This window comes from Hymenobacter sp. DG25B (genome assembly GCF_000801315.1).
Classification (GTDB): Bacteria; Bacteroidota; Bacteroidia; order Cytophagales; family Hymenobacteraceae; genus Hymenobacter.
Genome location: NZ_CP010057.1, coordinates 13,461 through 33,120, shown reverse-complemented (window position 1 = coordinate 33,120; position 19,660 = coordinate 13,461). Strand labels below are relative to the sequence as shown.

Below are 19,660 nucleotides of genomic sequence, written 5' to 3'. Positions count from 1 at the left end.
AAAGGGGGAAGGGTTAGGCCTGGGGCGGCTGCCACACGGACCCGAGCGCCCGTGTTGGGGCGGCCACGACCAGCCGGCCGTGCCGGGGGCTGGTAGCCCACTCAGTGGGCGGCGAATACGCCACCTGGTTTGCCAGGGGCAGGGGCATTACGGCCCCGCCGCAGCAGTGGCACTGGCACAGCGGCGAGCACCAGTCGCCCAGCGCGCCGGCCCCGCAATCGGAGTGCGAAGCGGCCACGGTTGTCTGCTGCTGGTCTTTGCACACGGTCGCCTCGTCCGTGCAGGAAAGGCACGAGAGGCAGGCAAAGTAAAAAGCAAAAAACAGGGCTAGCAGGCGCATGTGCTGGCAAAGGTAGCGAATCCGGGTAAACGAGCCGGAATTCTGGGGCCGCTCACTTACCGCGCAACGTCCCCAAAGGGGGCTCACCGCTAGATACGGGGAACCGATGCGGACAGCTGATACGTCAGGGATTTTCTGTGCTGACCCCGCATGAAGTCCATAAACACCGCCAGGTCCTCCGCTACCCGGCTCTGCTCCAAGGCCTCGAAATACGCCTGGCGGTCCTCGCGGAACACGATGGTCAGCGGCTGGCCGTAGTAGCGCTGCACGTAGTTCATGAGCAGCCGGGAGGTGCGCCCGTTGCCGTCGTTGAAGGGGTGAATGCTCACCAGCCGCTGGTGGGCTTCAAAGGCCAGCTCCAGCTGCTCGCGCAGGGTGGCCGCCGCGGGCATCCGCTCGCGCAGCTCCCCGACCAGGGCCGCGACCAGGGCCGGCACCTTTTGCGCGTTGGGAAACGAGCTGGCCCCGACGATGAACACGTTGTTGCGGCGCAGGTCGCCCTGCGTGGGGTCCACGGTGCCCAGGGCCGTATTGGTGAGCCGGCCGGTGCTGCGCATGACAGCCGCCGCCAGCTCCCGCAGGAAGGCCGGGCCGGGCAGCTGCCGCGCGTCGGCTCGCTCCAACGCAAGGTCGAGGGCGCGGGCATGGTCGCCCAGCATGTCGTAGCCCTCCAGCGGCTTGCCCGGTCCCAGCACGGGGGCCTCGCCCAGGAGAAAATCCATGGCTTCGAGCACCGTCACGCGGGAGCCCTCAATCATGGTGGAGTGGGCCGAAACCATCACCTGGCTGAGCTGCTGGCTGGATTGCTGGCGCACCGGGGGCAGCTCCTGCACCAGCTCGGTCAGGCGCTCAATCTCGGTCCAGGTCATGCGGCCTGGCGCAGGGTGGCCGCCCGAAGCGCCGCTACGTCCACCGTGGCCAGGGGCAGGGGCGTGGCCAGGCCCGCGCCGTGAATCAAATCGCCGGCCCAGGCCGCCAGGTCGTGGGCGTAAATCATGCGCCGCCCAGCCTCGTCCTGGTACTCGGTTTTGCCGCGCATGAAAGCTTCCAGACTCGGCCGCAGCGCCGCCGGCACCTCCACCAGCGCCTGGTCGGGGTGGGTGGGGCTGAGCAGCGAGTTCAGGTAGTCCCGCAGGGCCTGATAGGCAGCTTGGCTGGCAGAAGTCATGGATTGAAGGAAAATGAGCACACGGCTTAAAGCGTTACCAAAAGTAGCAAATCCACGGCTAATGCCTATGCCGGGCGATGCGGTAGCCGCTAGGGCAGAGGAGGACACGGGGGCGAACCCCTCCGGGCCGGGCTGTGCGGGGCTCCGGCGTTGCCTGCGGTCCTGCGGACTAAACCCCTCCCATCCCTTTCGCGAACCACAGGAAAAAGCCGGGAGGCCAATTCATGGCGAACTCAGTGGGCATCGGGCGGATAATGCCTGAGCGGGGCGAATAAAGTACAAAAGGGAAAAATCAGAATCCGTGCCAAATACGGCGATGCAATGCGCAATAATTGACACTTTAATTTCAATATTATTGAAACATTAATACGGGCTTTTGCGTTTAAATAATATAAGCAGAAAGCATAAAACCAACCTGTTAAGCCATGAAAAAGCCCGCTCCTTTCGCTCCCCGCCCCGACGTATACGAAATCATCACCAACCGCATTATTCTGGCGTTGGAGAACGGCGTGACCCCGTGGAAGCAGCCGTGGAATGCCGCCCACGGCGCGCCCCGCAACTACCGCAGCAAGCACGTGTATCAGGGCGTGAATGCCCTGCTGCTGGGGATGCTGGAGTATGAGCACCCGTATTTCCTGACCTACAACCAAGCCAAGGAGCTGGGCGGGCAGGTGCGCCGGGGCGAGAAGGGCATGCCGGTGGTGTTCTTCACCGTGACCAAGAAGGACGACGGCAAGGGCGAAGAGAAGAAAAAGGCGTTTTTGAAATACTCCACGGTGTTCAACGTGGCCCAGATTGACGGCGTGGCGTGGACGTTCCCCGAGCTGCCCAGCCGCGAGCACACGCCCGAGCAGGCCGCCGAGCAGGTGCTGGCCGGCTACGCGGGTGGCCCCCGGGTGCTGCACAAGGGCAGCGAAGCCATGTACCGCACCAGCGTCGACACGGTGACCATGCCCGAGGCCAGCAACTTCCACACGGCCGAAGACTATTACCACACCCTGTTTCACGAGCTGACCCACTCCACCGGCCACGCCAAGCGGCTGGACCGGGCCACGCTCACCGAATTAGCCGCCTTTGGCAGTGAAACCTACGCCAAGGAGGAGCTGGTGGCCGAGTTGGGGGCCTCGTTCCTGAGCCACGCGGCCGGGTTGGACCTGACCCGCACCGAGCCCAGCAGTGCCAGCTATATCGCCAACTGGCTGCAAGCCCTGCGCAACGACAAACAGCTGATAATTTCCGCCGCCAGCCAAGGCCAGAAAGCCGCCAACCACATTCTGGGCATCGTGCCCAGCTACGAAGCGGAGGAAGTCCCCGGCACCGAAGCCACTCCGCAGTAAGGCCAGCGGCCGCCCGATGGAGCCATTCCGTCGGACGGCCACCGGGGCGGGCCACAAAAGGAAATTGCAATTGCAAAAAGACAGCTGCTAAAGTTGTACAAAAGGGAAAAATCCGTCCGTGGCAATACCCTTAGCGGCTGCTTAAATAGTCAATAATTATCACTTTAATTTAAATAAAATTGAAACATTAATGCCTGTTTTGGCGTTTAATAAGTATAAGCAACGAACGATAAAACAGCCCTTTATTCATGGTTGACGAAGCTTTTGATTTAGCGCCCGGCGAGGTGTGGGCCGACCGGTTTGACCCCGCCGACGAAGCGCTTGCCACCCTGCCGGCAGTGTCCGCCGCCGAGCTGGCCGCTTGGGAAGCCGCCCCCTGGTTCTAGCTGATTCATTTCTCAATTCATTCCACTTGTCGCAGTATGAAAACCATCCCCACCACTCGCCCCGCCCGTCGCATTCCTGCCGCTCGCTTAGCCCGGCTCCGCGCTGCCAATGCCGCCCAGCGTCAGGCCCGCGAGGATGCCTGGCAAGCCAACCAAGATGCCGCTGAGCAGCTGACCAATCCGGTGCCCGAGTTCGCGGCCGCGCCCCGCTTAACCATGCTTCCCGGTGGGCTGCATTGGTCGGCTCAGCAGCCCGTGCCAGCGGTAGGGACCACGGTAACGGTGAACCGCGACGGCCAACAGGAGCGGGCCGAGGTGAAGGGCTACACCCACGCCGCCGGCTTTTTGGGACTGGTGACCGAAACCACCCACCACGCCAAGACCGCCAGCCGTCGCAAGCGCATCAGCCCCCGGGCCGGCGTGGTATTCGGCAGCCAGCTGGCCCTTGCGGCCTAGCCCCCGGCTCATTTTCTCACTATTTCCTTTTCCTTCGATATGATAACCCCTGTCCCCGCCCCCAAGCAGCCCCAAATCAGCCCCCTCGATTGGGCCGGCGACCCGCAGCAGTGTCCGCAGTGGGTAGGATTTTGCACCCGCGCCGGCTTACCGGCCGGCCTCCAATGGTCGGGCAGCGGTGAGGTGCCCGCCATTGGTTCCCGCGTTCACATCTACATGAACAGCATCGGCCCGGCCGAGGTGAGAGCGTACTTTCACGCGGAGGGCTATGTAGGGGTGCTTTGCCAGCCAGACAAGATGCCCGAGCATCTAGCGAAGCACGGCGTGACGCTAGGCCATTTTTTCGGCCGTGAGTTGGAGCCCTACACGCCCGGCCCCGCCGCGCCGGCCCAGGTGCCCGAAGTGGTAGAAATCAGCTCGCAGGAGTACCGGGTGATTCCGGCCCCGCTGTACTACCGCAACCTGCACACCGGCCGCATTACGGTGGTGTACGGCGGGCTGGCCGACTACTACGCTTTCTTTGACGTGGAAGCCTTCGGCGGCACCGACCGGCAGGACGCGGCCCAGCTGGCTGACCCGGCCAACTGGCAGGAGATTCCCGAATACCATTATCTGGAAGTGCACGAGGCCAGCCACGAGCGCAAGGGGCCACAGCTTTTTGCCCTTCGCGCCGGCACGGCGGACCAAGTGGACTACCTGACCGAGCAGTTCCCCGGCCCGTTCCGCATCCCCGCCGCCGTGCCTTACACCTTCGACCAGTACGACACGCTGAGCGCCCTTGCCGAGGCCATGAAGGAGCAGGGCCAGCAGTACCGGGGCCGCATCGTGGAGAAAAACGAGGGGCGGACGTGGGTAGCGTTTGAGGAAGAAATGGGGGGCAGCGGGGAATGCCCGTGGGAGCGGGTAGCGCTTGATTTAGGCCAGCTGCCGCTGGACAGCTACGCTTACATTTCGGGCCGGCGGGCCACGGCCGAAGAAGGGGAGGGCAACGGGCGCGTTACGCTTTGGCAGCAGCCCAGCGGGCAGTACTACGTGGAAATCGAGCCCCGCTTTCACTACGGCCCGAATTATCCCACCCTGACCCCGCTAACGCTGGCCCAGGTGCTGGCGCGGTATGCCTTCGACTTCACCCCCAACGGCCAGGAGCCCGCGCCGGCCGAGCACGGCGACTGGATTCCCGAGTACCCGCCCCAGGAGGGCGACGAGTCGGCCGACAACTAGGACAGCACCGAGTACCCGGAATACCCGGCCGACGAGCAGCGCGACTAGCCTCATTTTTTACAATTGCAAAATCTTATGTTACCGAACCTCCCCGCCATCGAAACCCACGCCGGCCGCATTGCCATTGGAGCTACCGTCCGCAGCACCCGCTACCGCGACGTGCAGGGCCTAGTGACCGCCATTTACTGGAACGGCTATCACTACGCCATCAAGGTAAACGACCGCCACAGCGACGACGCGGGCCAGTACGAGCTACTTTCTGAAAATACCCATCAGGGCTTTAACTACGTCAATCCGAACACCCAGCAGGTGCTAAGCGGCCAGTTTGAGGTCCTGTTGCCAGGGGAGGGCGACCGGATATACTTTGCTGACACCGCCGAGCAGGCTATTGCCCTGCTAGCAGCCACCATCGGCCTGCGCGACCAAGCCCGCGAAGTCGAGTACCTGAAGCAGCGGGCCGCGGCCGGCCCGGTGGACGAGCTGCGTTGGCGTGGGCAGGCCGTGGGCAGCATCGTTGGCCAGCTCGCTTACGTGAGCACCGGCTCTGGCAAGCAGCACCCGGCCCCCAGGTTTCTGGTGGGACACCAAGTGCATTTTTTCAGCCCCCATACGACCCACACGATTAGCGGGCTGGCTTTGTACAAGGACCGCCTGAACTATGGCAAGACGCAGTGGCACTACTTCTACGAAGGAGCCCAGGGTACTCACCGCCCCATAAGCGAGGCCAACACCACGGCCGCGCCAGCAGAGCTGGCCGCGTAGCCTATCGTTTTACAATTGCAAAACCAGCAGCTCATTTCTCCCTTTTGTTATAGCTTACCTCAACCCCCAGGAAATCACGGCTCAGGCCGCTGCCAAAGGTTTTCGCGTCGGCGCTTACGTTCACATGAGTACCCGGAACGCCGACGCGGCGGTGCCCATCCGCGAGTTCAGCAATATTAACGGCCAAGTGCAGGCGTTTTGGATGGACGCCGACCACCGACGAGAACGGGGCCTGGGACTTTCACCGCCGCGCCTAGCTAACCCAGGAGCCCCAGCGGTTTGCGTTTTAATACGACGCCGACGGCTTTGACAACTACTTCCGCGTAACGGCCCGGCGCTTGGGCGACGGGCTGTTGAGCATCTTCACCGACACGCAGGCCGTGCTTACCTAATAGCACGACTGCCCAAAGGGTTATGCGCAATAGTATCCCCCGCTGCTCTTAGAAGGCCGTCTAGCTACCAGATGGTGAGCCGCTGAGAGACAGCAACGCGTCGCCACTGAGACTATAGTCCATCCAAACGGGGTTGGCCTGCGCACCTAAGCGCTCATAGAAGCGTCGTCCGGCTTCGTTCCAGGCCGCCACGGCCCAGCGTATCGCGCCGCAGCCGTGCGTTACGGCGGCCTGCGCCGCGGCACGCATTAATTCCTCGCCCAATCGATGGCCTCGATACGCTTCGGCCACGAATAGCTCTTTGATGAAGAGGGTCGGCTTGGTGCTGGCCGTAAAGGGGAGGAAGTAATACACCAGCATTCCCCCCAGTTGCCCATCTACGTGCCGGGCCACCAGGCAGTAGAAATCGGGCGGCTGCTGGGCAAAACCCTGCTGGTAGAGTATTTCAGGCGTGATGGCGAAGGTGTCGCGGTAGCGCTCAAAGTCGGCTAGTCCCTCCATCAGCGGTAAGAGGGCAGGAATGTCGGCGGCCGTGGCCAAGTCCACGCGGAAAAGGGAAGTAGGCATGCTGGGCAGGTTACGGGTAGGAGGGTAGGGTAGCATTTGGAAGGGGCGGAACGGACGCTTTGGCGGTCTTTGGGCGACGACCCCAGCCGCGCAGCTGTACCTCCGCCAGCACCATCGCCCCGAAAATAAGCAGTCCCCCCAGTACCGTGCGGGGCGTAAACGCCTCGTGCAGCAACACGGCCCCCGCGAGGGCCGCGAAAAGGGGTTCGCCTAAGTGGGTGAGGGCCACTTTTTCTTCGCTCAGGTAGTGCTGGGCATAGTGCTGCACCCCGTACCCATAGGCCGTGGCCAGCAGCGCCGTAAAACCCACGGCCTGCCAGAATGCGCCGGCCGTGGGCAAGGCCAGCGCGTAGCCCGCGCCCCAGCCCGAGAGCCGGGCCAGCCCTGCGCAGCCCAGCAGCTGCACCACCAGCATCGCCATCAAGTGCGGCTCCCGGGCCGTCCGCCCGCCCAGCAACACGTACCCGGCAAAGGCCACGGCGCAGGCGAGTATCCAGCCATCTCCCGCGTGCAGGTGCCAGCCCCCCGGCACGGCCACCACGTAGAGGCCAACCAGGGCCAGCACGCACGCTGCCCACATCTTAGGCGCCACGGATTGCCGGTAGAGCAGGGCCTTGCCCAGCGGCACCAGCAACACGCTGAGCCCGGTAAGAAAAGCCCCATTGGCGGCGCTGGTGGTTTGCAGGCCGATGGTTTGCAGGGTGCTGCCCAGAAACTGCGGCAGGGCCAGCAGCAGCCCCCACCCGGCCGCGCGCCACGTCAGGCGGGCGAGTTGGCGGGGAAAGAGCAGGGCCACCGCAGCCGCGGCCATCAAAAATTTGTAGGTCTGAAAGCTGTAGGGGTCGGCGTAGCCTACGCCGGCCTTCACCACCGAATAGGAGATGCCCCAAAAAGCCGTGCCCAGCAGCAGCAGGCCCAGAAAAAGCGGTTTCTTTGGCATAGCCCTTATCGCTACTGGTTGCTGAGCAGGGGCAGCTTCATCATAATATCGGTCTGCTCGTCCTCGCCGAGCTTGAACACATGCTTGTCGAAAGCCACAAAGCCGTTTTTCTCATAGAAGCGGATGGCGCGCGGGTTTTCTTCCCACACCCCGAGCCATAGGCACTCGGCCCGCGCCTGCGTGGCCAGGTGCAGGGCCTGCTCGTAGAGCAGCTGCCCCACCCGCTGGCCGTGAAATTCCTGCAGCACGTAAATGCGTTCGACTTCCAGGGCATGGGGAGTGTGCTGCTCGGTTTGCGCCGGGCCGGTGTTCACTTTCAGGTAACCGATAACGCGGCCGGCCTGCTCGGCGAAGTAAAAGGTGGAGTGCGGCTCTTGCAGTTCGGCCGTTAGCTTTTCGGCCGCAAAGCCTTCTTCCAGGTAGGCGCGCATGTTTTCTTCGGAATTACTGGCGGCGAACGTCTCGAAAAACGTTTGGCGGCCGATGTGCTGCAACTGGCGAACGTCAGCGGGAGTAACTTGGCGGAGGGTGATGGGTTCCATAGGGAGGAGTTGTTGAATGGTAAAAAAGGCGGCAAGGCGGAGCCCTACCAGAAAAAGCAGCGGTTATCTTGCGGGCGTGACCCCCAACCTGACCCTTTCCGAGATTCTGCTGGCCACGTACCCGTTGCCGCCCGCTTCGCTGGAGAAGCTGTTGGCGCTGGCCGAGTATGTGGAGTTGCCGAAGGGGGCCGTCTTGTTTCGGGACGACGTGCTGGCCCACCACGTCTATGTGGTGCAGCGGGGCCTGGCGCGGGTGTATGCCCGCCGAGCGGACCGGGAGGTTACGTTTTGGTTTTCCGAAGAGGGGTCGGTCTTAGCTTCAATTCGGGGCTATACGGAGCAGGCCGTGAGCTACGAGACGATGGAGCTGCTGGAAGACAGCGGCCTGTTTCGCCTTAACATGCGGGCGCTGCACGCCCTGTACCGGGAGGACCTCCACTTGGCCAACTGGGGGCGGGTGCTCGTCGAGCGCGTGTGGCAGCAAACCGAGCAGCAACTCATTGCCCGGCAGTTTCGCACCGCCGAGGAACGCTACGCCGACCTGCTGCGCCACAGCCCGCACCTGCTACACCGCGTGGCGCTGGGACACCTGGCGTCGTACTTGGGCATTACCCAGGTCACATTAAGCCGCGTGCGCGCCAAACTCAAGTAGGCACCACATCGCTAGTGCGCTACGGCTTTCAGGCCCAGCACCGACCCGATGAGGGTGGTGAGGAAAAACAGGCGCGGCGCGGTCAGCGGGTCCCCAAATGCGACGACACCGACCACCGCCGTACCTACCGCCCCGATGCCGGTCCAGACGGCGTAGGCCGTGCCCAAGGGTATCTGCACGAGGCTCAGGTTGAGCAAGTAAAAGCTCAGAACCGCACACCCCCCAAAGGCGGCGTACCACCCGACCGCTTCGGCTCCAATCGCCAGCTTCGCCTTGCCGAGACAAAAGGCAAACGCGACTTCGGCCAACCCGGCCAGGACCAACAACAACCACTGCATGACGAATAAGAAAGGTACTGGCACAAAGGTCCGGTCCAGCACACGCGCTTCTTTTTACCAATGTTAAAAACGCTACAAAGCGCTTAGCGTAATTTTATCTCCCCGCGGTTATAAGAAGGCCTAAACGAAAGCGCCCCGGTCAATTGACCGGGGCGCTTTTGCTCGGGCACCGGTGGCCGGCGACAGAAGGAGAAACCAGGGTGTTATCTAATCTCTAATGACTTAAGTGGGCCATATAACAGACCGGAACCGCTAGCCCAGGTACGGTTTCAGAGCCTTCGAGCGGGTGGTGTGCTTGAGGCGTCGAATGGCTTTTTCCTTTATCTGCCGCACCCGCTCACGGGTCAGGCTGAACTGCTCGCCAATCTCTTCCAGCGTCCGCGCTGCGTTTCCATTCAGCCCAAAATGGAGCGTCACAACATCGGCTTCGCGCATCGTGAGGGTCGAGAGGGCCCGCTGGACCTCCCGACGCAGGGAGTCGTTCAGTAGGCCGGCATCCGGGCTTTCGGCATCCTCATTCTCCATTACGTCGAGCAGCCGGTTTTCTTCGCCCTGCACGAAGGGCGCATCCATCGAGACGTGGCGGCCCGAAATTTTCAGCGTGTCTGTCACTTCGGAAGTGCTCAGCTCCAGCAACTCGGCAATCTCGTCGGGCGAGGGCTCGCGCTCGAACTTCTGCTCCAGCTCGGAGAACGAGCGGCTGATTTTGTTGAGCGAGCCCACCCGATTCAGGGGCAGGCGCACGATGCGGCTCTGCTCGGCCAGGGCCTGCAGGATGCTCTGGCGAATCCACCACACGGCGTAGGAAATAAACTTGAAGCCCTTGGTTTCATCGAAGCGCTTGGCCGCTTTAATCAGCCCCAGGTTGCCCTCGTTGATGAGGTCGCCCAGGGTCAGGCCCTGGTTCTGGTACTGCTTGGACACCGAAACCACGAAACGCAGGTTGGCTTTGGTCAGCTTTTCGAGGGCCATCTGGTCACCCTCGCGAATGCGCTGGGCGAGTTCTACTTCCTCGTCTATCGACACCAGGCTCACTTTGCCAATTTCCTGGAGGTACTTATCCAAGGACTGGCTTTCGCGGTTGGTAATCTGCTTGCTGATTTTGAGCTGTCTCATGCGGTAACGCTACTACTTGTTTTGGTTTCTAAACGAGGAAGAACCCACCCCTGGCATTTGGCGCTGCGGCTGGGTCCAATGAGTATCAAGATGCTGGCCGGCGGAAAGGTTCACGGCAAGGGGCAAAGTCCCATCCCGGCTGGTAGCTGCCGGTGTCGGTAGGTCACTGAATCAGCGGGGGGCTGCCCAGTGCGTGCGTGGAGGTGCGGGCCTAGTTGCCGGGGCGTCCTATTTCAAAAAGTGCAGCTTTGTGGCAGGCATCGCGGCCACCGCCAGCGGGACTCTAGTACTGCTACTCACGCATGAAGCAGCACTCCGAGCCGGGTCTGATAATAGCTCCGGTCAAGAAGAATTAACTCAACAGTACCAAGTTAATAAAACACCTGTTATCAGCATAAAAAGGCACAAAAACCGTTCAGAATTTGTACCTTTTTCTACTGTTGAGAACACCCAATGATGAGCTTAACAAACCCTCACCTCCTTTATACTAAAACTTATACTGTCGAGGTTACTTTTTGGCCGGTGCAGCCTGTGCTTTACGCAGTCCCACTACGGTCAAAAACAAGCCCCCGGGGTTGGTAGAAGCCTTCATCTTACCGGTTTTGAGTTTGTAGCAGAAGGAGAAAAGCTCATCGACCATGCGGGCTTCGCCAAGAATCTGTTCAATCAGCCGGGTATCCCGGATATCGAGTTCCGCCAGCCGCTGCCGCGCCATCTGTAGCCGGGAGTCATCCAGGGGCTGCTCAAACGGCAGGGGCAGCTGATGAGGCTCCTGCTGCTTGATTTGAAAGCGGATACTCTCGAAAGAGCGGCCCTTTTTGATGAGCTCGTAGCCAATGTGCAGGTCCGTATTCTGGTTGATTTGAGTCACCGCCACGTCGAGCACGTACTTCTGAAACATGGACACCTTGGTGTACTGCTCCGGCTCGACCCCCTTGGGGTCTTTCAGGGCCAGCATCACCTTCAAGTCGTGCAGGCTGAAAGTGCGGGTTTCAGCCTTGTCCTTCCACTGCGAAGCAATCTGGTAGATGCGCTTGGCGTACTTGCTGCTCAAGCTGAAGGCCGCCTGCAGGCGAAACGAGGTGAAGTTGCGCTTTAAGTCGATAAGATAGGGTCGAATCTTCTCCGAGATTTCCAACTCAATAACACCCTCACCCTTCATGTACTCGGCCGAAGCCAGCAGGCCGACCTGCAGGATGCGCTTGTTATCCTCAATCACGTATTCCCGAGTTCGCAGCGCCGAAGTGGCCTCCAGGAACTGCTGGTAGTTCCACTGCCGACCCGTTAGGTGCTGCAGGTCCAGCACTTTCACCCGGTAGAAGGTGCCGATGCGGTCTTCCTTCTTCAGCAACGAGAGCAGATAGAACACAATGTCCATCTCGCAGGCCGTCATCTCGTAGCGCGCCGTCGTGATGGCGTTGTGCTGCCGGATTTCGAGGCCAGTGGAATTGGCTATAGTAGCCGCATTGTCAAGAACTTGCATAGGGGTGGGAAGGCAGTAGTATAGGCGAAGATAACAAGTGGAAAACAAAAGGAAAGCTCAAAAGAAAGTTTTCCCTTTAGGTTCTTTCTTTTCACTTATAAAACCTTTCCACTGGACTTATAAAACCTTTCCCTTCGCTTATAATCCCTTCCCTTTAGACTTATAAAACCTTTCCTTTGACTTATAAAACCTTTCCTAAGTACCTTCCTAGACAATGAAAATCAACACGTTACAGGCCTTACAAATAAGACAAATAACTAACAAATCTCACAAGCTTGTGATGAGAACAAAAAAAGGCTTTTAGAAGGTCTGATTTCGGGTGGACCGGCAACCCAAAACAGAAAACAACAAAAGGGTATGGGCACTCATTAAAAACAGTGATTGCACTTTACTAATATTAAATGTAATATAAACTCAGGATACCCCCTTTATCCTTCAAATAACCTTTCTGTCACGACTCCCAACCCGCTGTAAGTGTATCAACTACCTAAAAGAGCTAGCGATGACGAAAGGAAAGGTTTTATAAGTCTGTTGCCACCTCATTGAGACATTACTCACAGCCGCAAATTCCGGCGCATCTGGGGCATCAGACGCGGACCGGATTCCAAAGGAAAGGTTTTATAAGCCCACTAATAGACTTTCACTAACCTTTGAGCAAGCTAAAAGAAAGGTTTTATAAGCCGATTGCAAGCATTTGCTCAGCTTTTCGCCCAGCTTTTACTATGCTAAGGGAAAGGTTTTATAAGCCAAAAGTGCTGTTTAAACGCCATAGACGAAGATATTGCGGACTTTATCAGCTGCCTGCTTTCCTTGCGTGACAGGAGTTCCACTTTTCCAGGCCCATATCAAATCCCAAGACGAGCATGAGCCTCGTGAACATACTCGCGGGGCATCAACCAGGCTGCTCCCAGAGCAAAGACAGGCAACAGGCTACTAAGGCTCTGCTCAGGATAGCATAGACCAGGGGTTAGAAGCAGCGAGGCAAGGCCGGCTGAGCACGTAAGCACCAGACCGGTGGCCAGTACCACAGTGGATTTCCGAAAAAACGAAAGGGAAAAAGCTATTCAGAAAGCCTCCTTACACCTCTAATTAGTCAATAATTGACAATATAATTTAAATAAAATTGAAACATTAACAGGCTATTTTGCGTTTAATAACTGTCAGGAACGCAATAAAACAGCCTTTTGCTTATGAGCGCTAAACCCGAAGTCGTAGAGGAAGCTTACACCATCTTGTCCCAGCTGGGAGGCCGCCGCTTCCTAGTGATGACCGGGGCCGACAAGCTCATGGCCGCCGGCCGGACGGCCAGCAACCCGAACCCCTGGCTACGCATGGACCTGCGCCGCAACCAAGCCCAGGTGAACCGGCTGAAAATTACGCTCATGCCCACTGACACTTACAAAGTGGAGTTTTACCACCAGAAGCTGGTCGACTGGGAGCCGGTTATCACCAACCAGCAGACGTTTGAAATGGTGTACGGGGAAGATTTGCCCGCCCTCTTCTCCTCGGTCACGGGCTACGATACCCACCTTTAGCCCCTGCCGGATGCAAGCCAGCGAAGCCCCCACCATCATCCACCCGGGCTGGAACCAGTACCGCCGCCGGGTTATCGCCGCCATTACCGACGTGGAAATGCTGATGCAGCAGCTGGGCAAAGGCTTGGACAGCGACGGCCTGACCGCCGAAGTGGCCCAACGGCTCGGGCTGCGCATCGATACTCAGGCCGATTTCGACGTGCTCAGTGCCCTAGTGCGGGCCGTGCGCCCCATCGGCCGCGAAGCGCTGCGGGCCACCCGTGAGGACCAGGGCGGCCAGTTTTCCCTCCTGCTGCTTTAACCCCATTGCCATGCCCCAGGCCCAGGATTTAGTTGTTGGCGATGCCGTGTATTACGCCCGGGAGCGGGCGGTAGGCCTGATTTACACCACCTACGAGCGGGGCCGCCACGAGCGCCCGGGTGTGCAGCTGCTACTCAGTGACGGCCGCGACCTAAGCGGCTTCAGCGCCGAGGAGGCCGACCGGTTTTTGCAGCCTTTAGGCGATACGGGCCTGCGCTACGAGTTTGCCAACGTGGGTCAGCTGGCCCGCGATTACCAGCGCGGCGTGTTCGGCCAGGCCTTCCACAACGCCCGCGTGCTGCTGCTCACCCGGGAGCTGGCCAGTCCCGGCCCGCCCACGAAGTAGTCATTCTCTCCCTTTTGTTCTTTTTGCCATGTCCCCGACTGCACAACACCCCCTGAATAGCCCCATTTTCGCCCCGCAGCTGGCCTACCTGGCCGTTGAGCAACAACCGCCGATTCCACCGAAGCGCAGCGCCTGGAGCAGCTGCGGCAGCTTATCGAGGCTGCCCCCGATACGGCCGACCTGCGCGGGTTCGCCGAGCCCGCCCGCCAGTTGCTAGGCCCCGGCTACCAGGTGCACTGCGGCAGCTCGCACATCTGGATAAAGCGCGACGACCAGCCCGAGCGCCTGGCCATCGTGGCCGACCGCTACACCACCGCCTACCGCGATTGGAACAGCCCGCAACAGGCCCCGATGCCGGAATAGCCACTTATAAAAAGTGGTTTTTCAGTTCCGGCTTTGCCTTAACTTGCCTCTCCAACCCTGACTACGCCCCCCATGTACAACTTTCAGAGCCTCACAAAAAAGGACTGGGTCACCGACTACGGCTTCCGCAAAGCGCTCGCAGCCAACCCCGGCACCATGAAGTTTGGCGGGCAGGCCATGGGAACCGGCCGCCGGGACATCGTGGAATACTGGCAGCGAGAGAAAAGCCACTACCGGCTCTGGGAGCTACTGCTTTACATGGGCAGCCACACCGTGCCGCAGACGGTGGCCTACTTCGACCTGCCAGCCGACTCGGACGAGTTCCTGCGCTGGGTGTACAACGACGTTTCCCACGAGCAGCGCGAGCAGGTGGAGGAAATGGTGCAGGGCTTCGCCAGCGGCTTCGACCAGATGAATTTTTTCCCCTACGCCGAGTTGTACGCTGTCTGGCAGCGGGCCGAGGAGCGTCAGGCCCGCGAGGGCAACGTGCTGGTTTACCTCGACCGCATCACCGAGCCGGACGGGGCGGAGATACTCCGCTACCAGGCACCCAGCTTTTTTGAATAGCCGAACTACGGGGCGACGGGGGCCGTAATGTTGCAAAAATTGACTAATCTTTGCTCGTGTTAGACCTCTTTGCGGCCCCGGCTATGCTCAAACCAAGTTCCTATAATTCGCTGGCCGAACTCATTCACGCCTTGGGTATGCGCAGCGACACGGCCCGCCACATCGGCATCTCGCACAACACCCTGAACGTGCGCATGGCCAAGCCCGGCAGCTTTACGCTGGATGAGCTGGTGAAAGTGGCCGAGCTGGCCAAGTCCGACCTGCTCACTATGACCAGGCTGGCCCAGAAACAGATGGATAATCCCATCGAGCCGCCCGCGCCGGCGCTGGGCCGCCCGCGCTTCAAGAAGAACCAGCCAGACGCCAGCTAGCTTTTAGTCAGCAAACGCCTAGCTCAGGCAGCAGCTGGACTACCATTCGTAGCCAGTTTCTGCACTTCACCCGCGACTTTTTACCACTCATCCTTTTTTCTCCAGAGGGCTAATCGGGCTGGGTAGTTTCGCTGCGTACTAGCTACCCAGCATGAAGCTTATTATCGTCGAAAGCCCCAACAAGATTAAGAAAATCAAGGGCTATGCGGGCCCCGATTACGAGGTGGCCGCCTCCGTGGGCCACATTCGGGATTTGCCCGTGGGCGGGGGCGACATTGGGATTGACCGCGAGCACGGCCACGCCCTGAAATACGTCGTCAGCGACGATAAAAAAGCCGTGGTGGCCAATCTGCGCCGCCTGGCCAAAGCCGCCGGCCCCCAGGGCGTGTACCTGGCCACTGACCCCGACCGGGAAGGCGAGGCCATTGCCTTTCACCTCTGCGAGGTGCTGGGCCTCGACCCGCGCACAACCAAGCGTATTGCCTTTCAGGAAATCACCGAGAAGGCCATCAGGGCCGCGCTGGCTGCGCCCACCACGGTGGACCTGCACCTGGTGCACGCCCAGGAGGGCCGCCGGGCCGTGGATAGGCTGGTGGGCTTCACCATCAGTCCAGTGCTGAACCGCAAGCTGGCGGCCGGCCTCTCGGCAGGCCGGGTGCAGTCGGTGGCCGTGCGCCTGGTGGTGGAGCGGGAGCGGCAGATTCAGCAGTTCAGCGACGCATTCACCGTGCCGGTGGTGGCGACGCTGCAAACCAGCCACGGCGAGCAGTTGCGTGCCCGTCGCACGGCCCTGCCCTTCGCCGCGCTCGACCAGGCGCAGGCCTACTTGCTGCAGGTCGGCCGCGGTGCGGGCTTTGGCGTGCTGGGCGTGGAGAAAAAGCCGGTGGAGCGCCAGCCCGCGCCGGCTTTTTCGACCTCGACGCTGCAACAGGAAGGCGTGAAAAAGCTTCGGTTCACCGTGCAGAAGGTGTCGGACCTGGCCCAGAAGCTGTTCGAGGGCGGCCACATCACCTATATCCGCACAGACAGCGTGAACCTGGGCGAGGAGGCTACCCAGCAGGCCCAGGCGCAGATTACGGCGCAGTTCGGGGCTGGCCAGTTCCAGGCCCGCCAAACCAAAAACAAGGACGGCGCGCAGGAAGCCCACGAGGCTATCCGCCCCACCCACTGGGAGCAGGCCCACGCCGGCGACACGCCCGACGAGCAAGCCCTCTACCGGCTGATTTACACCCGCGCCCTGGCCTCGCAGATGCTGGCCGCGCAGTACGACCAGACCACGATAACCCTCGCGCCGGCGGCCGATGCCGCTGACACCTACACCAGCTCCACCCGCGTACTCACCCGCCCTGGCTACCTGGCCGTGTACCAAGACACTGAGGAAGAAGGGGAGGAGCCCGACGATGAGGCGGAAACGACCCTCCAGCATCCGGTGCAGGAGGGGGAGGCGCTGACGCTGTTAAAGCTGGAGGCCCGCCAGAGCTTTGCCCGGCCCGCCAAGCGCTACAACGAGGCCACCCTGGTCGCGGACCTGGAAAAGCAGGGCATTGGTCGGCCGAGCACCTACGCGTCTATCCTGCGCACCATTTTCGCCCGGAAGTACATCGGCACCGGTAGCGTGGCGGGCAAGAAGCTTACCGCGCAGGTGCTGACCTGGCAGGGCGGCCAGCTGACCACCAGCCAGCGCAGCGAAACACTGGGCGCGGATAAAGACAAGCTGCTGCCCACGGCCACCGGCACCCAGGTCACGGAGTTTCTGGAGCGCAATTTCCCCAAGGTGATGGAATACAAGTTCACCGCTGGCTGCGAGGCCGTGTTCGATAAGATTGCCCGGGGTCAGCAGACCTACCAGCAGTTCGTGCCGATGTTCGATAAAAACCTGCTGGGCTGGGTGGCCGCCGCCGACCAGCTCACCCCGGACCGGGCTGAGCTGCAAAAGCGCCTTGTGGGCCATTTTGAAGGCACGGAAATGCTGGTGGGCACCGGCAAAAACGGCCCCTATATCCTGCACGCCGAGAAATACTACAACATTCCCGAAAGCATCAGCCCCGCGCAGCTGAGTGAGGCCCAGGCCCAAGACCTCATTACCCAGCGCCGGGCGTCGGCTCCCCGCGAGGTGGGCCTGCACGAAGGCAAGCCGGTGGTGGTAGGGCAGGGGCCGAAAGGCGTTTACCTGAAGTGGCGCGAGCAGTATTTCAACGTGCCGGCCGGCATATCGGCCGCGGCCGTTACCCCGGCGCTGGCCGTCAACTACCTCATCAAAGCCCAGGCGGAGGCCGCCAAAAACGTGCTGGCCATCGTGGGCAAATACACCATCGGCCGCAACGAGTGGGGCCTTTACGTCACCGATGGGGAGGTAAAAGCTAAGTTTAAGCCCGACTGTACGGAAGCGCAGGCCCGGGCCACCACGGCCGAGCAGGCCGCCGAAATGATTAAAAGCTACAAAGCATGGAAGAAGAAAAACGCGGGCCGGAAGTAGCGCCCCTGAGCTTTCCCGACCTGAGCCTGGCCTTGCCCTATCAGCAGGCGCTGCTCTACGCCCAGAACCGGTTGAAGATGATTGCCCGGGGCGGACTGCTGCCTTTTTGCGAGGCCCACAAGTTTCCCTATACCACCATCATCAACCTGAAAAACGGTAACCTGAAGAAAGAGGAACCCCGCTTGCTGCATCGTCTGCTGCGGAGCCTCGACGTGCAGAACGAGCTGCTGCAGTTTCCGCCGGATAGCCCGAGTCAGCGGTTTCTGCTGCCGGATGGTGCGGCACTGGCAACTTTTCAAACCCAGATGGCGTGCTTTAAAAGTAATTGAATGCTCAGATTAGCTATTCATCCATGCTCTCTTTTATCGATAGAATCTCGGGCTCTCGTAAAGCTTCAGGGTTTTCAACAGCTTCGTATTCAAAGCGGTTGTTATAGCGAGGCCTAACGGTCACCTGCAATACACCCTCTTTGGAATAGTCCCTCGCCAAAAGCTTCCAGCGAACAGGGATGATGGCAGCCTCTGGCATCGGTAGTAAAAATACTTCAACTACCGAGGAATCGCCCTGAACCAGCGGAAGCATGGTTTTATGGGTGAAGCGATTCTGCTCAAACTTATTAGGCCGTGGCTTACTCAGGGAGGGCAGTCCATCACCCCGGCTGTCCGTTAATGCTTTTATTTCGCCCCCGAACTCAAACTGCACTTTCCAGTTTTCGAGCACTCGCGTACCCGTGTTTGTGAGATGCAACTCAATAGGGCACACAGCTAAGTTAGAAACATTGAAAGGGTTGTTGCGTAGCTGGGTTAAGTGTTGAAAATGCTGAAAGCCATCCAGTATTCTGCGCAATTGTTTAGGTATGGGGGCAATGCGTACCTTCTCACCCTGCACGAGAATGGTAGTGGCCGGACGTTCTGCAGGGTGCCCCGTCCAAGCGGGATACTCATAAATCTTAATGCTTCGCGTGAACTCAGGCCTCACCAACAGGTCTTGGCTGCTATCGGCAAAGCGGAGGGCGAAATCGAAACGGTCACTGAATTTTTGCGCATTCAAATACCAATCAAGGGACTGGCGGTGCTGGTCGAGCAACCCGACAATATCATCCCAGCAGTAGAGCAGCACTTTCGGCCCGCCTTCTCGGCGACTGGCCAAATCAACACCCCGCACGATTCGCTCCAGCGCTACATCTTTGTTCGCTGTAGTCGCCAAAACGAGCACGGCCAAGGGCGGTTCAAACATGCGGGCTTTAGCCAATTCGGCAGCTATTTCTGCCTCTGTTAGCTGGGCGTTGGTGCTCTCGTCTTTGAGTTTGCACTGGATGCCCCAATAAGCATTTTCACCCTCTGGGATGGCATACACATCTACGCCGGCCTGTGCCTGCCCAGCGCGGCCATTAAGTTTGATTTCGTAAGGTACCCGCCAAACTTCGCCCCAGAGCTGCTTGCAGAGCCGCTCAAAGTCCTGCCAGTTAGCTGGTTTGCGTAACTGCTTCTGCATATAGCGCCGTTGCCTAAGCTTCCTTGTAAGGCTGAGTTATCGCTATGCCCTTCTCAATTAGTGGGAGCAACTCGTTGCTGCTGCTGCTACGTTCAATAAGGGGTAACAAGGACTCAAGCTGTGCTACTTCTTCTGCTTTGAGCTTGCGGCCTCGGCGGGGTTTTATGAATGCTTGGATTGCTTTGGCTAGATACCCCTTCACCGCCGCTCGCTGCTTTTCAGCAGAGCCCAGATAAGACAATTTCAGCTTTCCTGACTCCGTATTTTGCAAGTTGAGAAAATAGTCGACGGAAGCACCTTTTTGCTCACGGCCACATCCATGGGCTCGACGGATAAATATTTCGTAATCCATAAAAGGAAGTATAGTTAGCTATAGAAAAACAGGTAGCTGATAGCGAACTGCTGAGTTTAGGACGAAGATAAGAAGTTATGAGCTGGTCTGCCCCAAACGATTTGGCTGTATTTCTGCCGCTACTCTATTTTGCTATTAATAAGGTATTTAGCTAG

At 59.7% G+C, this 19,660-nt stretch carries 25 protein-coding genes; 14 read left to right on the top strand and 11 right to left on the bottom strand.

The annotated features are described in order from the left end of the window. Positions 1 to 13: 13 nt before the first annotated feature. From PK28_RS18205 to PK28_RS18195, 3 genes are all read right to left on the bottom strand, one after another. Positions 14 to 340: a DUF6660 family protein gene (locus PK28_RS18205; protein WP_044518284.1), complete on the bottom strand. Its 327-nt coding sequence runs from the start codon at positions 338 to 340 to the stop codon at positions 14 to 16. 89 nt (positions 341 to 429) lie between these two features. Next, entirely contained in the window at positions 430 to 1,209 is a 780-nt protein-coding gene (locus PK28_RS18200) for a Fic family protein (RefSeq protein WP_044518282.1), read from the bottom strand. Beyond that, the gene (locus tag PK28_RS18195; protein ID WP_044518280.1) at positions 1,206 to 1,508 is read right to left on the bottom strand and encodes a hypothetical protein; all 303 of its coding nucleotides are present in this window, start codon (positions 1,506 to 1,508) and stop codon (positions 1,206 to 1,208) included. The genes PK28_RS18200 and PK28_RS18195 overlap by 4 nt, the downstream gene beginning before the upstream one ends. Before the next feature lie 425 nt (positions 1,509 to 1,933). On the opposite strand from PK28_RS18195, the gene PK28_RS18190 reads away from it, so the two are divergent. The 5 genes from PK28_RS18190 (at position 1,934) to PK28_RS18175 (ending at position 5,670) form a co-directional block, all read left to right on the top strand. Beyond that, positions 1,934 to 2,845, top strand: a complete 912-nt coding sequence (locus tag PK28_RS18190) for an ArdC family protein (RefSeq protein WP_044518278.1) — start codon at positions 1,934 to 1,936, stop codon at positions 2,843 to 2,845. Positions 2,846 to 3,093: 248 nt separating this feature from the next. After that, complete coding sequence (locus PK28_RS20640; protein ID WP_156126578.1) at positions 3,094 to 3,231, top strand: hypothetical protein; 138 nt, start codon at positions 3,094 to 3,096, stop codon at positions 3,229 to 3,231. Between the two features lie 36 nt (positions 3,232 to 3,267). Then, complete coding sequence (locus tag PK28_RS18185) at positions 3,268 to 3,687, top strand: hypothetical protein (RefSeq protein WP_044518276.1); 420 nt, start codon at positions 3,268 to 3,270, stop codon at positions 3,685 to 3,687. 39 nt (positions 3,688 to 3,726) lie between these two features. Next, positions 3,727 to 4,908: a hypothetical protein gene (locus PK28_RS18180; RefSeq protein ID WP_044518273.1), complete on the top strand. Its 1,182-nt coding sequence runs from the start codon at positions 3,727 to 3,729 to the stop codon at positions 4,906 to 4,908. A gap of 75 nt (positions 4,909 to 4,983) precedes the next feature. After that, complete coding sequence (locus PK28_RS18175; RefSeq protein WP_044518271.1) at positions 4,984 to 5,670, top strand: hypothetical protein; 687 nt, start codon at positions 4,984 to 4,986, stop codon at positions 5,668 to 5,670. Positions 5,671 to 6,122: 452 nt separating this feature from the next. On the opposite strand, the gene PK28_RS18170 is transcribed toward PK28_RS18175, so the two are convergent. The 3 genes from PK28_RS18170 to PK28_RS18160 are packed head-to-tail and all read right to left on the bottom strand — an operon-like array spanning position 6,123 to position 8,111. Then, positions 6,123 to 6,629, bottom strand: coding sequence for a GNAT family N-acetyltransferase (locus PK28_RS18170; protein WP_048826615.1), 507 nt, complete (start codon positions 6,627 to 6,629; stop codon positions 6,123 to 6,125). Positions 6,630 to 6,639: 10 nt separating this feature from the next. Then, on the bottom strand, positions 6,640 to 7,569 hold the full coding sequence (locus PK28_RS18165; RefSeq protein WP_048826614.1) for a DMT family transporter: 930 nt from the start codon (positions 7,567 to 7,569) through the stop codon (positions 6,640 to 6,642). A gap of 11 nt (positions 7,570 to 7,580) precedes the next feature. Then, entirely contained in the window at positions 7,581 to 8,111 is a 531-nt protein-coding gene (locus tag PK28_RS18160) for a GNAT family N-acetyltransferase (RefSeq protein ID WP_044518268.1), read from the bottom strand. 76 nt (positions 8,112 to 8,187) lie between these two features. Here PK28_RS18160 and PK28_RS18155 point away from each other — a divergent pair, with 76 nt between their 5' ends. Beyond that, positions 8,188 to 8,763, top strand: coding sequence for a Crp/Fnr family transcriptional regulator (locus PK28_RS18155; RefSeq protein ID WP_048826613.1), 576 nt, complete (start codon positions 8,188 to 8,190; stop codon positions 8,761 to 8,763). A gap of 11 nt (positions 8,764 to 8,774) precedes the next feature. On the opposite strand, the gene PK28_RS18150 is transcribed toward PK28_RS18155, so the two are convergent. From PK28_RS18150 to PK28_RS18140, 3 genes are all read right to left on the bottom strand, one after another. Beyond that, complete coding sequence (locus PK28_RS18150) at positions 8,775 to 9,101, bottom strand: DMT family transporter (protein WP_044518266.1); 327 nt, start codon at positions 9,099 to 9,101, stop codon at positions 8,775 to 8,777. A gap of 252 nt (positions 9,102 to 9,353) precedes the next feature. Next, complete coding sequence (locus PK28_RS18145) at positions 9,354 to 10,217, bottom strand: sigma-70 family RNA polymerase sigma factor (protein ID WP_044518264.1); 864 nt, start codon at positions 10,215 to 10,217, stop codon at positions 9,354 to 9,356. Positions 10,218 to 10,725: 508 nt separating this feature from the next. Beyond that, positions 10,726 to 11,700 (bottom strand): replication initiation protein, encoded by a 975-nt coding sequence (locus tag PK28_RS18140; protein ID WP_044518262.1) that lies wholly within the window; start codon positions 11,698 to 11,700, stop codon positions 10,726 to 10,728. 1,190 nt (positions 11,701 to 12,890) lie between these two features. Between PK28_RS18140 and PK28_RS18135 the strand changes: the two genes are divergently transcribed. The 8 genes from PK28_RS18135 (at position 12,891) to PK28_RS18105 (ending at position 17,988) form a co-directional block, all read left to right on the top strand. Next, positions 12,891 to 13,235 (top strand): hypothetical protein, encoded by a 345-nt coding sequence (locus PK28_RS18135; protein WP_048826612.1) that lies wholly within the window; start codon positions 12,891 to 12,893, stop codon positions 13,233 to 13,235. A gap of 10 nt (positions 13,236 to 13,245) precedes the next feature. After that, a complete protein-coding gene (locus tag PK28_RS18130) occupies positions 13,246 to 13,536 on the top strand; it encodes a hypothetical protein (protein WP_044518258.1) in 291 nt (96 codons plus the stop codon). Between the two features lie 10 nt (positions 13,537 to 13,546). After that, complete coding sequence (locus tag PK28_RS18125; RefSeq protein ID WP_044518256.1) at positions 13,547 to 13,882, top strand: hypothetical protein; 336 nt, start codon at positions 13,547 to 13,549, stop codon at positions 13,880 to 13,882. Between the two features lie 210 nt (positions 13,883 to 14,092). Beyond that, complete coding sequence (locus PK28_RS20635) at positions 14,093 to 14,245, top strand: hypothetical protein (protein WP_156126576.1); 153 nt, start codon at positions 14,093 to 14,095, stop codon at positions 14,243 to 14,245. Between the two features lie 72 nt (positions 14,246 to 14,317). Beyond that, complete coding sequence (locus PK28_RS18120; protein ID WP_044518252.1) at positions 14,318 to 14,812, top strand: hypothetical protein; 495 nt, start codon at positions 14,318 to 14,320, stop codon at positions 14,810 to 14,812. 83 nt (positions 14,813 to 14,895) lie between these two features. Then, positions 14,896 to 15,183 (top strand): hypothetical protein, encoded by a 288-nt coding sequence (locus tag PK28_RS18115; protein ID WP_156126574.1) that lies wholly within the window; start codon positions 14,896 to 14,898, stop codon positions 15,181 to 15,183. A gap of 151 nt (positions 15,184 to 15,334) precedes the next feature. Then, positions 15,335 to 17,659, top strand: coding sequence for a type I DNA topoisomerase (topA, locus tag PK28_RS18110; RefSeq protein ID WP_048826611.1), 2,325 nt, complete (start codon positions 15,335 to 15,337; stop codon positions 17,657 to 17,659). Continuing rightward, positions 17,629 to 17,988, top strand: coding sequence for a hypothetical protein (locus PK28_RS18105; protein ID WP_044518248.1), 360 nt, complete (start codon positions 17,629 to 17,631; stop codon positions 17,986 to 17,988). Before topA ends, PK28_RS18105 begins: the two co-directional genes overlap by 31 nt. Before the next feature lie 13 nt (positions 17,989 to 18,001). On the opposite strand, the gene PK28_RS18100 is transcribed toward PK28_RS18105, so the two are convergent. Together PK28_RS18100 and PK28_RS18095 are read right to left on the bottom strand one after the other, a co-directional pair. Beyond that, entirely contained in the window at positions 18,002 to 19,153 is a 1,152-nt protein-coding gene (locus PK28_RS18100) for a PDDEXK family nuclease (protein ID WP_044518246.1), read from the bottom strand. 13 nt (positions 19,154 to 19,166) lie between these two features. After that, positions 19,167 to 19,505: a hypothetical protein gene (locus tag PK28_RS18095; RefSeq protein ID WP_044518244.1), complete on the bottom strand. Its 339-nt coding sequence runs from the start codon at positions 19,503 to 19,505 to the stop codon at positions 19,167 to 19,169. Positions 19,506 to 19,660: the final 155 nt, after the last annotated feature.